The organism is Sorangium sp. So ce693 (assembly GCF_051521375.1).
GTDB classification, from domain to species: Bacteria; Myxococcota_A; Polyangia; order Polyangiales; family Polyangiaceae; genus Sorangium; species Sorangium atrum.
Map to the genome: position 1 here is coordinate 9164158 of NZ_CP150347.1, position 13654 is coordinate 9177811.

Consider the following 13654-nt stretch of genomic DNA (forward strand, 5'->3'; position numbering starts at 1 on the left):
GAGGTCAACGCCGTCGACACGCTCGGGATGCCATTGGCCTAGTCCTGAAAGCCCATCGAGACGGCTGCGGAACCGGGTTTGCCCGGGTTCGCGTTCAGATCGCCGGCGCCTCCACCGTCACCAGGGATGCCGAACTTGATCGGCGAGTCGGACTCGACGTTGGGGCCCAGGTCGGCGGTATGTGCCACCGCAAGAGAGTGTCCTCCGTGGCCTCCACCGCCCCGGCCGCCGTTGCCGCCTTTCCCGCCATCGCCACCACGGCAGCCTGGCTGCGACCCAGCCCTGTTGCCTCCGCCAGTGCCGCCGTACCCACCCACGCCGCCGTACTGGCCCTTTCCGCCTCGCCCGCCATTGCCACCCCGACCCGTGATGATGCTGGTTTTACTCACGTGGACGCTGGCGTGGTAAGACAGAATCCCGATGCTGGATCCGCCTGGACCGCCGCCCTTGCCGGGCTTGCCGCCGCAGCCGCCAGCACCGCCGGAACCGCCCGAAGCGCCGCCCTGTGCCGCTCCTGTGCCGCAGAACATGGCTCCGCCGCGCGAGCCGCCGCCACCGCCGCCGCCGTAGCCATGCTGCCCCGTTTGGCCATCCTCGCCAGCGCTGCCTTCTAGCCCTGTGTCTGTAAGCCTCCCCTGCCCTGACGCACCGTTACCGTTCGCGCCGTCATCCCCCACCAGGCCGCGCCTTCCATCTGTGCAGGACATGACGTCTTGGCCGGTTCCACCCAAGCCGTACGCCATCGGGTTGGTGACTGGCACAGGGTCGCCACTTTCGCCGTCGCTACCATCGCGGTTGGTACCGACGCCGCCCATCCCGCCTGAGGAAACGCCGTCGTCACATGAGGAGGTGACCCGCGCCCCTCCCGTCACGACGTCCGCAGAGCACGCCACGGCTCCCGGGTTCCCTGCTGCACCCTCCCGTGCTGATTCGGCGCCTCCGTCAGCGCCAGCGGCCCCATCTGCGCCGTCACCGGCCACGATCTCGCTCAGGCGCACGTCCACCGTCACCCCCGGCAGGGCGCGCATGGCGATGGAAGAGCCGCCCGGAAACGTAGCGTCGAGCGCGACCATCCGCATCCTGGTGAGCGTCGTGGCGACGGAGCTTCGGGGTTCGGACTCGGCCGCGTCGTCCGCAACGGTGAGCGGGATCCGGTTCGGTCCTGGAGCGATCGTGGTGAGCTCGCCGAGCGGATGCAGAGGCCAATGTTTACGGGGATCGCGACAATTGAGCCCACCCCATACCTCCATACCTGCTGGCACGCGCACTTCTACGTTGAAGATATCGGCACACACGTAGACGCGCATTCCATGGTCGCGGGCGAGATCGAACGCACGCGCGAAGGTGGCCACGGGTTTGTCTCGTGTGCCCGGACGATCATCACGACCATCCACGGTTAGATATATACCCTCGCAGTCGACCGGGCGATTGGGGATGCCGTGATCGGCATTGCAGCCTACCACCGGGGTGCACGTGAGCGTTTCCTCGCAAGGTTCCCACGCTCCCGGGTCAGCACTACACCCGAGCGTCCCCATCCCCGCAGATATGGCGACAACAAGCAGTCGAGGCCATTCCTCGGACGCTTTGTGCCACCGGTTGCGCCTCGACAGTGAGCTCATCATCCTCTCTCCTCGTATCGATGCCACTTACTCTGGCGCAGCGGGGTTTGGGTCGTTCGGATCGTCGGTAACGAAGGGAAGAAACTCGGCCACCACGCCATCGTCACCCGCGCTCTCGGTGGCGTCTGGGTCGCCACCAGGTCCACCCTTGCCCGCGGTTCCGAGCGCGAACGTCGCCTCGACCTCCTCCCGCGTCACCTCCGTGGCCCCCAGATACGCGATGCCGACCGAATGGCCGCCGAGCCCACCGCCTCCGCCGCCTCCGGGCCCCCCGTTGCCGCCATCGCCGCCGCGACACCCTGGAAGTGTGTCGGGCACCGCTCGTCCGCCATCGCCGCCGGGGGCTCCGCTACCCCCCGGCAGCCCCGCCCCGCCCGCCCCACCCCGGCCGCCGCGTCCCGTCTCGATCGTCGTCCCGCGGATCTTGACCTTGGACCCCCTCGTGGCAATACCGATGCTCGCGCCCCCGGCAAAGCCACCTTTCCCCGGCTTGCCGCCGCAACCGCCAGAGCCGCCTGAACCGCCGAATGCACCCCCGATCGGGCCAGCACCGCAAGCCATGGAACCACCCCTCGCGCCACCGCCCCCACCGCCCCCCTGGCCAGGGCGCCCGAATTTGCCGTCCTGTCCCTTACCCAGAGTAACACCCCACCTGACGGCGCCTGGGCGCCTCCCTCCTTGACCCTGCGCACCAACGGCACCGTCGAGACCGCGCTGCCCATCGCTGCACGCCGTACTTCCCAGCTGGCCCACGCCTCCGGCACCGGCGCCGGTCGGGTTGGGATCTGGGAGAGGCTCCCCGTTCCCAGCTCCGGAGCCCCGATCCACGAGCCCGAGGCCGCCCTCGCCGCTGACCGATCGCCCGTCGTCGCACTCGGTTGTAACGGCCGACGTCCCTGCCATGGCGTCCGCCGTACACGCGTCTGCCCCCGGACGTCCTGGCGTTCCATCGGATGCTGCCGCGCCCTCAGCCGCGGCTCCAGGCTCGCCGTCTGCTCCGTCTCCAGCGACGATGCGGCTGTCGATCACTTCGATCTCACTGCCATCACGGAGGTAGATCGGAATCGAGCTTCCGCCCGGCTTTCCACCATGCCCGGTGATGACCTCGCTCGCCACGAGCTTGAGCTGGACCCCTTCGAGGGTTGCTATCCCGATGGATCCTTTTTGGACGTGGTCCACATCGTTGCCGTCGGGGGCCAGGAACCGCAGGTTGGCAAACGTAAGTCCCTGCCCGCCAAACCGCGCCACCTGCGGGACGGGCCCCTCCGGAGCAACGACAGTCTTGGCGCTGGCACCGAGGTGCCGCCAGCCGTTCGCGCAGTCGAACCCGCCCCAGATGCTGATGCCGTAGAACCAAAGTGATTCTTCGAAAGTCTCCGCGCACGCGTAGACGCGATGGGTGCCCATGTCTGCAAGATCGAGGGCTTTCGAGAAGGTCTTCACCGGCTCCGCGCGGCTGCCGGGGTTCGCGTCGTCTCCCAGGCTTGAGCTAACGAAGATACCGCATCCGTCTTCCGGCGTCCTCACCAAGGGGTCATCGTCGCAGACGGGTACCCTATCCGGACCGGAGGAACACCCGCACAAGAAGGCCGCGATCCCGTGCGCGAGCGCGATGGGCACCATGATAGCCACCCCGCGCCGACTTTTCGATGAGGTATCCATGACCCGGAGCTCCACGTTCGTCACCATGCACCGATTATTATCAGCCCCGCGTGCTGCCCGCTCACCGTGGGAACGACACGCACGCCATCGCTGGGCGGCGAGGTTCGGTCCACGAGCAGAGACAGGAGCGTCAGCGCACCGATCGCGCCGCCGGACGCGAGGGTCACCCAGCCGGCTTTCTTCAGGAGATCCCGCTTCCCTTGCAGGTCGCGCAGTTCCGAGCACGCGCGCGGTGCGTTCGGGCGGGCACATCGGCTCGCGTCCTCGTCTGCGCCACGAAGCGCGGTAGCTCGATCGTGGAGCTCATCCTCGGTGTAGGCACTCCAGATCAGCAACCCGCCGCCGGCTGCCATGGTTGCCCCCGCCACGACCGCCCCGCCGATGCGCAGCGTCGACGCGGTGGTGGACGGCGCCACGGACGACGCCTGCGCACCTCGCGCGGAGCTCATGGTTGAGGTTCCCTTCGCAGGGATGCCCGGCGCTGCGCGCGGTACCTGCAGCGAGATGGTCGTCGGCTTCCCGGCCTGCGCGTCGAACGACGCGAACGCCTCCTCATGGCCCGCCAACCGGGCCCGCACCATGTGCTGACCGGGCTCCAAGAATAGCCTGTAGGTCCGTGCAGGCGCGCTGATGGGCTTGCCGTCGATGAGCACCTCCGCGTCCGGCGGGTCGACGGACAGGTAGAGGGTCGCGACATGCGACGCTGCCTTGCGCTGCCCGGCGTCGAACCGCAGCTGTAGTTCAAGAGGCAGGACGCTGCGCTGCTCGAGACTCCAGGCGAGATGCTCGGCAGCATCACGGTACTTGCGCAGCTCGAGCTCACACAGGCCGAGCTCTCCGGCGATCTCCGCGCGCTCCTTCTCCGTGTTCGACGCCGGGTCTGTCGCCTCGAGCGCCGCCTTGTAGGCCGCGTGTGCCTCGGTCCACCGACCTGCGTCACGGGCTCTCTGCGCACGGCGAACATGGTCCTTCACCGTCGAGCTGCCGCTTCGCTCCAGCGTCGAATAGATGTCCTCGGCGCTGGCGGGGCTCGTGTAGGCAGCGGCGGCACCAAACATCAGGCAGAACAACAACGAAGGCGCAACGTCACGCATGCGCGGAACGTACTTACGCCCGGCGCGCGACGTCAACGACGACAAATTCGCAGGGAACGGACGTTTTGCCAGGCAAAGATCGGCCCGACGACGCAAAGGAGCTCGTTGACCCTCCGAGCAGTGGAGCTGCCCAGGTACGCACATCACAAAGCGCACATTATCCTACCAAAGTTGATCGACCCTTCTCTTTCTTGAACCCTTCCGGCCAGCTCAGGGGTGCTACCAGCTGTGGGCAAGCCAGCACGAACTCCCCCCCACTTCGAGCGCTTCCGCCGCCTCATCAGGCGGGTCGGTGTCCCCGCGCGACACGCCGAGGACCTCGCGCAGGAAGCGCTCCTACGGAACTGGGAGGCGAGAGGGCGGCTCGAGTCGGGCGTGGATCCAGCGCCGTACTCCGTCACCATCGCCCTGAACCTCGCCCGCAGCCACCTACGGGACGCGAGCCGTCGGGGTGAGGTCCTGACCCCGTTCGACGAGCACGACTTCCGCGGGGACCAACCGAGCGCGGAAGCTTTGCTCCGCAGGCAGCAGCGGGAGACAACCATGCGCGACCTGATCGAGCAGGTCGACCCCAAGTACCGCGACCTCTTGGTCAAGCACGAGCTCGAGGAGAAGCCCCTCGCCGAGATCGCCGCCGAGCTGGGGCTCAAGCTGGCCACCGTGAGGAGCCAGCACCGCAGGGCACTCGAGCAGCTCGACGAGGCGAAGCGGCGCTGGATGGCGCAGCAAGAATTCCGAGGCTGGGACAAGGAACCCTGCGTCCCGGTGGCGTTCGGCCTGTTCCGTCGCCCGCGGTGGACGACCGCGCTGCATCTGCAGAAGGTCGGGGCGAAGGTCCTCGCGCAGGCGACGCTCGTCGTGCTGGTGGGCGCCGTCGTCGCAACAGCTCCACGCTCGTCAGGCTCGGCCAGCACGACCCCGTGGTTACGGCCGGCAGCGATCCACGCCGGTGCGGCCACGCCCCCGCAGCAGCACACCACACCGCCCCTCGACCAGCCAGACGCACGCCGCGCGGTCGCCGCAGCCTCGCCCCGGTGCAGGGCGGCATCCCGGCCCCCGGCGAGAATGCACCGGCCGCAATGAACGGCAAGCCTGCTTCACCTGCCGCAACAGCTGCACGTTCCTCACCGCCCGTCCGCGCCGTAGGCACGGTCGCGAGCGAGCGCGAGAAGGACCTGATCCTCCAGGCGCGCAAGGCCATCGAGGCCTACAACGCCAGGGCTGACGTCGAGGCGCGACGCCTGCTCGACATGCACGCCATGGAGTTCCCTCGGGGTCAGCTGGCCCGGGAGCGCGAGGCGCTGCTGCTGCAACTTCGCTGAATCGGCGGCCGCCTTGGCGACAGATGGCCAGTGGTGGAGACGGCGGCGTCCTCGAGCGACGCTGTTACTGAGCGCCGTCGTTGATGCCGATGGCGCGCCTGTCGATCCAGCTCTTTGATGGCGGGGTGCTCGACCCACCGGCGAGCGCCACGCCGGCCGGCGCTACCCGCCGCGGCGAGCGCGCTCGGCAGCGAGATCAATGACGCCGGCAGCATCGGCTCCCGGCGCTGTCAAGCGACAGTAACTTTGGCTCTCCCGGACTGTTGCTGAAGCAGGGGCTCGGCGTCTACCGGAACTACCGCCGCAGCGCACGACCGGTGCCGGACCGGCTGGCAGTCATCGATGTCGGCTGACTTTGGCCTCGAGGACCGCGCCCGGAGCTTCACGCGTTGGACGCAGGCGGGGCCGAGGCCCACAATCGCCGTCCTACGCCGCGAGGAGCAATCGTTGGCAGAGTGATCACGATGCGCTGATCCGAGCGATCACGACGCGGTGAGCTCGGTGATCACGATGGCGTGAGATCCGCAATCCGGTCCTTCGTGCAAGGCCGTTCGGGTGACTCGCCGACGGTGCAGACGCTTGTGCGCGGACATTGGAAGCAACAGCCTCATGGTCCTGGGTCTCAGCTGCGCAAGCTAGTCCACGTCGAACCCGACTGGCGCGGCCCGGATGACGCACCGATCGGTGTTCGCGCTCACCGCGTGCGCGGCACGCGCAACGAGTGAGCGCGGCGCGGCCGCGTGGGGGGCCGTGCGCCCCGGTGGGGCTGGACGCAGGGGCCGAGCGGCGCGAGGTCGACCAGGCCGAAGCCGGCGCCACACCCTGCGCCGCGCCGGCGTCCACCGGGCGCAGCACCCGCGCGCCCGCGTCGGGTTGTTCGCTGCGCAACGCACGGCCGACGCTCGCCTGACGGCGTCGCGCTCGCCCTGGTGGACATCGACACCGGCGCGCTCGGGATGCTCGCGCGCCAGGATCTGAGCAGCGGCCGTGCTCCAGGGCGCCGGCGCGCGCGACGAACGCGCGCACAGCGAGCGATTAGAGGTGCCCGCGGCGGTTCTTCGCCTCCGTGGCCGCTCGCCTGGAGCGGCCTCCGCCGCTGGCAGCCTCTCGACACGGAAGTACAGTCCACGCCATGAGCAACGAGGAGCGGACCGAGGCGGAAGAAGACTTGGAAGAAGAGCTCGCATGGGCGGTCGATGCCCAGGTCTTCGCCATGGGCTATATCTACCTCCTGGCCTGCGCGCTGAAGCGCGGTGACGCTGATCTAGGGGTTGATCCATCCGCGTGGGAGAACACCATGGGCGCCGTCGAGCGGGCGATGATGGAGCATGTGGACGGGCGCATTCAGGGCCCCACGACCATCACCCTGGAGGACGTCGAGCGGATGCGCCGGCTTCACACGATGGGCTCCACAGCGCTGGCCGGAGGGGAGCGGCCGCCCGAGCTGTACCAGCTCTCGCTCCAGTGCATGGAGGGTCTGTTCGGTTCGGACTGGGAGCGAGCGGCGCGCGAAGCCGCCCGCAGCTTGCGCGATCCAGATCAATAAACTTCGCCATCAGTCGTTATCAACGCGACAGAACGACCTCCACAAGACAAAGACACAGAGCTGACCATTTGGGTAGTGATACCAACAACTGTTGACGACGCTTCTCCGTCTGCACTGCCCAAGCTCTCCGTCTCCGACGTTGCGATCTGTTGGATGAGGTCGCTTCGCTGCACACGAGATCCCCTCGTCTGCACACTTCATCATGCATGGAATGCCACGATCGAATTTCTTGCAGCGGACGATTTTGATACCCCCAATCGCATCCAGTGATTCTTCTATGGATTCGTCCACAACTTCGCCATCCATCGTCTCGGCCGCTTCTGGATCGCTCGTAGCGCCTTCCTCCGATAGCGCCATGTCGGCGGCTTCTGACTCGTTCGCAGTGCCTTTGGTCTCCAGGATCGCTTCCGAGGGCATCCAGCATGAGGCGACACAGAGAGCGAACCACGGGAGAGAAGCAACCGCGAAAATGAGCCGACCGTGCAGCATGATGTTTGAGGAATGCGAGTCGCGGGCCAAAGCCGATTGAGCGTGGATGGGCCATGCGAGACTCGGCGATGAGGCGAGCGCCGCACGAACGCGCCTTCTGACGGGGGAATTTGCGGGCCAGATACTGGAGGACCGGGCTCGGTCCGCCGATCGATGTTTGTCGACATGAACAAAGTCGACAAATCTGACACAGATCGAATCCGATCCATTAACTGGAATCACAATCAACTAAAATATCAACAAATATGGAACGTCGTTTTCCTGCTTTTGCTCAGGGGCGTCCTGGTGCGCGATAATGGACGATTATCGCGCACCAGCCCTCGGATTGGCCCGTCGCTGGTTTGAGGAAGGTGCCCTGTGGGAGAGATTCTCGGGTGTCATACGCAGTAGGCAGTCAAAACGTTGACACATGGCATCGATGTAGGTGCGGCTTCCATCCTCGCCCGATCCAGCGCTCAAGAAGCGCTCGACTTCACGCTCGCCCCCCGGCGTCCGTTCGCCTTGATCGGCGCGGCGCGGAAGGCGCGGCGGTACGCCTGCGGGCTCGTGGTCACGAGCCGCTGGAAGTGCTCGCGAAAGGCGGTCGGCGAGCCGAACCCGACCCTCGCCGCGATCGACTCCACCGAGTGCCCCGTCGTTTCGAGCAGCTGCTGCGCGCGGCGCACGCGGGCCCGGAGCAGCCATTGGAGCGGCGTGGTGCCGGTCTGCTCGCGGAAGCGGCGGCTCAGCGTGCGCACGCTGAGGGCCGCGCGCCGCGCGATGTCCTCGAGCGTGAGCGGCTTGTCGAGGCTCTCCTCGATCCACCGCAGCAGCGGCTCGAGCGACGACCCGTCCGGCGCGGGCGGCTCGTGGAGGATGAACTGCGACTGCCCCCCGTCGCGCTCGAGCGGCATCACCGAGAGCCGCGCCGTGTCCGCGGCCACGGCCGAGCCGTAGTCGAGCCGCACCATGTGGAGGCAGAGGTCGAGCGCCGCCGCGGCGCCCGCCGACGTCAGAAACTGCCCCTCATCCACGTAGAGCACCTTCGGGTCGACGCGAATGGCCGGGTGGCGGCGCGCGAGCTCGTCCGTCGCGAGCCAGTGGGTCGTGGCGCGGCGCCCGTCGAGCAGCCCGGTCGCGGCGAGGAGGAACGCCCCGGTGCAGATGGAGGCGACGCGGGCGCCCGAGGCCGCCGCGGCGCGGACCGCGTGCAAGAGCGCGTCCGGGACCGGGACGCTCGCCTCGGCGACGCCCGGAAGGATGATGGTGTCCGCTCGCGTCAGCTCGTCGAGGCCGCAGCGCACCCGGAGATCGAACGCTCCGGCGCTCACCTCGCGCGTCACCCCGCAAACACGGACTTGGTACCCGGCCCGACCCCCGGGCAGCCGGACACGCCCGAACACCTCGCAGGGCGTCGACAGGTCGAAGGGGACGACCCCGTCCATCGCGACCACAGCCACGACGTGCATGGCTGAAAGATGCTTGATTATCCACTTCATGCCAACGGTTTTATGATCCGGCGCGGGTCCGGGACGTCGAGCTGGCCAGAAGTCGTCGAAGATTGGCACGAACGCCCCTCGCGGGGCCGTCCCGGCAGTGCCATATCCCAGCCGTGCCTTATGCCGAGCGATGACGGCTTGATGCCACCGGCATCCGGGTCATCCCCTCGTTTGCGAGCCCCTCCGACCGTCTCACGTCTCGGAGTCGTCGTGGTCATCCCGAGAAGGCGAACCGCGAAGAGCGCCTCGCGCCGCGCCATGGATCCCCCTCATGCCCGCTTACCAGATACTACGGTTGATCAAGTTCTTGGGCGTCATCCTGTACGCGGGCGGCCTCATTGGCAGCTTCGTCGCCACGGTGCACGCCGATCGCAAACGCGCCGTCCACGCCGTGGCCTCCCCAGGGCTGGTCGTCACGTGGATCGCGGGATACCTGATGACCACGCAGCTGCAGATTCCTTTGATGGAGCTCTGGGTCATCGCAGGGCTCGTCCTGTCGCTGGTCTCGCAGCTCGCCCTCGTTCGCAGCGTCGCGCGCGACCGGCGCACGCTCGGCGCGTTCGTCTCGACCTTTGCCCCTCTCTTCGTGGTGCTGCTGATGATGGTCTTTCGGCCCACCTGGTCTGACGTCCGATCATGAGCGCGCTTCGCACCCTGCGCGTCGTCGGCTTCCTGGAAGGGCTGTCGTTCCTGGTCCTCCTCGCCGTCGCGATGCCGCTCAAATACATCTTCGGCCTGCCGATCGCGGTCCGGATCGCCGGCAGCGCCCACGGGCTCTTCTTTCTCCTCTTCGTCTCCGCGCTGTTTCGCGCGGCCACCGAGCGTGACTGGCCGCGTTGCCGTTCGCTCATGGCGCTCCTCGCGTCGCTCGTACCGGGCGGGACCTTCGCGCTGGATCGGGCGTTGAAGCGCGAGATCGAGGGCGACGCGAGGACTGCGCCCCATGGATGACGCCACGGCATCGGGCCTTTTGACGATGGCCACGGCAGCGCGCTCTCCTCGACGAGCGCCCGCCGAAGGCGGCCTTGGCGCTCTCTGCGGCGCTCGTAGCCGGCCGCGAGGCTGATGACGCCAGCCGCGTCGCAAGCGGCCGAGGTGTGGCGCCCCGTTCACGCGTCGCGTCTCGCGCCGCGATTTGGACGGAAAATCCGCATGGATCGGGGAGGTACGAGCTTTGCTCCCCGCCGCCGTCATGAGGAACTACTTTCGTTCGCTGGTTCTCGTGGGGGCTCCTTTCATCTTCGTCGCGGGCTGCGGCGGATCGGACGGCGACACGCTCGCCGAGCCCACCGAGGCGCCGGCAACCCCGTCGACTCCGGCGGAGGTAGACACCACCTATGAACAGATCGGGCGCGGCTGCGGTGACAACGGCTCCCTCGTTCGCTCGCTGACGCACGTCCCCGCGCTCACCACCAACAACCTCTGGATCGCCCCAAACAACGACGCCGCCGGCCTGGCCGCGTCCAAGGACGACAATGGCTGGGGAGCGAGCGTGGGCGTCTACGCGCTCGGGTTCGGGTCGATCGGGGACAACATGGAGAGCCACTCCGCCGAGCAGGCCGCACGCTGCGACGCGGTCAGCGAGATCTTCGACCCCGCCGGGGACGGCGCGCGGCAACGCTTCCTCAACGTCCTCGTCTACGCCGGCGATCACCCGCACGCCGAGGCGATGCCCGCCGAGGGTCTCCCCGCCGCGGTCGAGGCGCCGGTCCGCCTGAAGGGCTATCTGGACGTGGCCGAGGGCACGCGCGAGGAGATCGAAGACGGCGTCGTGTACCGGGACACGCAGCATCAGTATCTGCCCATCTACGTTCGCTGCGAGGAGCCCATGAAGATTACCTACGAGGAGCGCCTGTTTTCGCGCGGGGAGGTCGAGGCGCTGAAGATCGACACCCGCGTCTGTCGCCCCGTCGCCGAGGACGGCCACAGCTGCCTCTCCGAGCGCCCGCAGCCGATCGAGGGTGCGTGCACGTTCGTGGCGGCCGACGCGAAGTACGTGGCGACGAGCGGCGAGGAGCACAACCTATCGCTCGGTGGCCGCATCGAGCGCGGCGAACAACTCAGCTACAAGATCACGGTCGACCGCTTCGCCTTCCGCTGAACGAGGGTCCTCGGTCTCGACCTACGACGCCGACCCGAGCCCGAGCGTCTGCTGGATCATCGCTTCGACGGCCTCGAACGGCTGCGCGCGGCGAGCCGCCGCCACGGCCTGCGCGTCGGCGCCGACAGGTTGCTGGAACGGCGTCTCCGGTTCGTGCACCGCGCGCCAGATGGCCTCGATCACGAGGCTTTCGTCCGGCGACGGTGCGGCCTTCTGGAACGAGCTCATCGCCGACGCGAAGGCGTCCAGGTGGGCCTGGTAAGGAGATCCGAAGTGACGCGCCGCTCCCAGAGCCTTGCGCAAGATCTCCGTCGTTGGAAAGGCGCCGGGCTCCACGACCCGTACGCGGACGCCGAACGGCTTGGCTTCATGGTAGAGGGCTTCGGACATGCCCACGAGCGCAAATTTGGTCGCGGCGTAGATGCCGTGCCCCGGCATTCCGAGGAAACCGGCGACGGAAGACACATTGACGATCACCCCTTGTCTTCGGGCGCGCATCGAGGGCAGCACGGCCCTGCTCATCCGCAGCGGACCGAAGAAGTTCGTCTCGAACATGCGGTATGCCAGGGCGTCCGACGTCTCCTCGACCGCAGCGTGCAGGAAGATCGCCGCGTTGTTGACCAGCGCGTCGAGCGGGCCTGCCGCCAGCACCTGGGTGACACCGCGCTCGACAGCCACGTCGTCGGTGACATCGATCACGACCGGCGTCACGCCGAGCTCCCTCAGCTCGCCGACGGTTCTTCCGCTCAAGTCGCGCACGCCGGCGAACACCTCGTCCCCACGCGCTCGGAACGCCTTGGCTGCCTCGAAGCCGAACCCGCTGCTGCACCCGGTAATCAATACCCTTGCCATAGGACTCCTTTCTTGTCGTGACCGGCGTTGTCCAGCCAGCCGCCGACGGTCTGACACCGCTCGAAGCTGAATCAGAAGCAAGCCAGCGCCGCCGCGCGCCGAGGTGCCATGGAGGGTCTCATGCGCTGGCGTCGCGCGATCGTGAGCATCCGCCGCCAGGTCAGACCTGGCCGCCTCGGCCAAGCGGCTCGGCAAGGTCGATCCAAACGGAAGCTGTAAAGGCGCGCTGAGCCCCCTTCGATCGCAGGATCGTGGAGCGATCAAGCACCGGAACGCGACTGGAAGCAGCTACCCAGGAAGAATAGCTACTCAGTGGCATTTGTCAAGAAGGCGCACTTCCTCTCGCGAGCGCTCCTCGCCGGCAGACGAACCGGCGGCGCGCCTCAGGCGGAGACGACCGAGCCGGCGCTCATTGCGCCGAGGTGCCGCTCCCACCGCGGCCGAACTCGCGTGCGAGCGTCCCGAAGGCCTCGTCCACGAGCTCTGGCAGGTCGTCGGTGGCCCCGCGCGCGACCCACGCGTCCATCGCGGATTGCACGACCGCCATCGCGCAGCTCGCCAGCACGCGCGGCGCGAGATCGTGCCGCGCGTCCAGGCCCATGCGCTCGGCCAGCGGCTCGCAGATCTCCTCCCCGCAGTGTCCCAGCCGCTCGCGCTGCCTCGCGCGGATCGCCGGCGTCCGCGCGACGAACTGCTGGATCAGGGCGAAGCGGGGCAGATCCCCCTCGTGGAGCTTCACGATCGTCTTGAGGGCGTTTCGCAGCGCCACGACGGGCGGCTCGCTCCGCGGGCGCGCCCGCACCGCCTCGCGCGCCGCCTCGATGAACTGGTCCATCCACGCGATCACGAGGTCTTCCTTCGACTCGAAGTAGCGGAAGAACGTCCTCCGCGAGACCTCGACCACCCCGAGCACGTCATCGAGGGTCGTCTGCTCGTAGCCGTTCTTCAAGAAGAGCTCGATCGCCGTCTCGATGATCTGCGCGCGCGTGCGCTCCTTCTTGCGTTCCCTGAGCCCCGACGCGCCGGCCTCCTTCATGCGGGCCAAGGTACCACGCACACGCTCCGGGTGCTCCTCCCTGACAAACGCGACCGAGGAGCACATTGTTCTTCGCCGTGCCCCGCCGTGGGTGGGGGCCGGACGAAGAGGCTCGCGCGCGAGGCATCGCTGCTTGCCGCGCATCACCGCCTTGGCCGCCACGGAGGCCCGGCGATGGGTCCAGCGCGTGACAGCGCGGCGCCGCAGGGCGGCCGCTCACCCCCGCCGCGGGCATTGGACCCAGGAGACGAGACCATGGCTGTTCATGAGAGGCAAACGCGTGCTCATCAGGGGCGCGACGTCCGGCATCGGCAAAGAGACGGCGCGGTCCCTGGCGATGCTCGGCGCCGACATCGTGCTCATCAGTCGCAACGCGGCGAAGAGCGCGAGCTACGGCTCGGCCTGCCGACAGCCTCGGCGCACGCCTCGCGCGAACGGGTAGGGCGTGTCACCTT

General features: G+C 67.9%; 13 protein-coding genes. 7 read left to right on the forward strand and 6 right to left on the reverse strand.

The features are described 5' to 3' along the window. Positions 1 to 38: 38 nt before the first annotated feature. The 3 genes from WMF14_RS34210 to WMF14_RS34220 all read right to left on the reverse strand — a co-directional run bounded on the left by WMF14_RS34210 (position 39) and on the right by WMF14_RS34220 (position 4375). Positions 39 to 1352: a hypothetical protein gene (locus WMF14_RS34210; protein ID WP_437793043.1), complete on the reverse strand. Its 1314-nt coding sequence runs from the start codon at positions 1350 to 1352 to the stop codon at positions 39 to 41. A 294-nt stretch (positions 1353 to 1646) separates the two neighbouring features. Continuing rightward, entirely contained in the window at positions 1647 to 3308 is a 1662-nt protein-coding gene (locus tag WMF14_RS34215; protein WP_437793045.1) for a hypothetical protein, read from the reverse strand. Then, on the reverse strand, positions 3302 to 4375 hold the full coding sequence (locus WMF14_RS34220) for a hypothetical protein (protein WP_437793047.1): 1074 nt from the start codon (positions 4373 to 4375) through the stop codon (positions 3302 to 3304). Before WMF14_RS34220 ends, WMF14_RS34215 begins: the two co-directional genes overlap by 7 nt. 228 nt (positions 4376 to 4603) lie before the next feature. Here WMF14_RS34220 and WMF14_RS34225 point away from each other — a divergent pair, with 228 nt between their 5' ends. From WMF14_RS34225 to WMF14_RS34235, 3 genes are all read left to right on the forward strand, one after another. Beyond that, positions 4604 to 5458 (forward strand): RNA polymerase sigma factor, encoded by an 855-nt coding sequence (locus tag WMF14_RS34225; protein WP_437793049.1) that lies wholly within the window; start codon positions 4604 to 4606, stop codon positions 5456 to 5458. Continuing rightward, positions 5455 to 5697 (forward strand): hypothetical protein, encoded by a 243-nt coding sequence (locus WMF14_RS34230; protein ID WP_437793051.1) that lies wholly within the window; start codon positions 5455 to 5457, stop codon positions 5695 to 5697. Before WMF14_RS34225 ends, WMF14_RS34230 begins: the two co-directional genes overlap by 4 nt. Positions 5698 to 6829: 1132 nt before the next feature. Continuing rightward, the gene (locus tag WMF14_RS34235) at positions 6830 to 7243 is read left to right on the forward strand and encodes a hypothetical protein (RefSeq protein ID WP_272095238.1); all 414 of its coding nucleotides are present in this window, start codon (positions 6830 to 6832) and stop codon (positions 7241 to 7243) included. 944 nt (positions 7244 to 8187) lie between these two features. Here the strand turns inward: WMF14_RS34235 and WMF14_RS34240 are convergent. Beyond that, positions 8188 to 9180, reverse strand: coding sequence for a GlxA family transcriptional regulator (locus WMF14_RS34240; RefSeq protein ID WP_437793053.1), 993 nt, complete (start codon positions 9178 to 9180; stop codon positions 8188 to 8190). A 301-nt stretch (positions 9181 to 9481) separates the two neighbouring features. On the opposite strand from WMF14_RS34240, the gene WMF14_RS34245 reads away from it, so the two are divergent. From WMF14_RS34245 to WMF14_RS34255, 3 genes are all read left to right on the forward strand, one after another. Continuing rightward, on the forward strand, positions 9482 to 9850 hold the full coding sequence (locus WMF14_RS34245) for a hypothetical protein (protein WP_272095241.1): 369 nt from the start codon (positions 9482 to 9484) through the stop codon (positions 9848 to 9850). After that, positions 9847 to 10161, forward strand: a complete 315-nt coding sequence (locus tag WMF14_RS34250) for a DUF3817 domain-containing protein (protein ID WP_437793055.1) — start codon at positions 9847 to 9849, stop codon at positions 10159 to 10161. The genes WMF14_RS34245 and WMF14_RS34250 overlap by 4 nt, the downstream gene beginning before the upstream one ends. 271 nt (positions 10162 to 10432) lie before the next feature. Continuing rightward, positions 10433 to 11311: a hypothetical protein gene (locus WMF14_RS34255; RefSeq protein WP_437793056.1), complete on the forward strand. Its 879-nt coding sequence runs from the start codon at positions 10433 to 10435 to the stop codon at positions 11309 to 11311. Between the two features lie 21 nt (positions 11312 to 11332). Here WMF14_RS34255 and WMF14_RS34260 read toward each other — a convergent pair whose 3' ends face one another. Both WMF14_RS34260 and WMF14_RS34265 read right to left on the reverse strand, forming a co-directional pair. Next, positions 11333 to 12163 (reverse strand): SDR family oxidoreductase, encoded by an 831-nt coding sequence (locus WMF14_RS34260; RefSeq protein WP_437804345.1) that lies wholly within the window; start codon positions 12161 to 12163, stop codon positions 11333 to 11335. 409 nt (positions 12164 to 12572) lie between these two features. Continuing rightward, entirely contained in the window at positions 12573 to 13220 is a 648-nt protein-coding gene (locus tag WMF14_RS34265; protein ID WP_437793058.1) for an acyl-CoA-like ligand-binding transcription factor, read from the reverse strand. A gap of 244 nt (positions 13221 to 13464) precedes the next feature. Here WMF14_RS34265 and WMF14_RS34270 point away from each other — a divergent pair, with 244 nt between their 5' ends. Then, entirely contained in the window at positions 13465 to 13641 is a 177-nt protein-coding gene (locus WMF14_RS34270; RefSeq protein ID WP_437793059.1) for an SDR family NAD(P)-dependent oxidoreductase, read from the forward strand. The last annotated feature ends 13 nt before the right edge of the window (positions 13642 to 13654 follow it).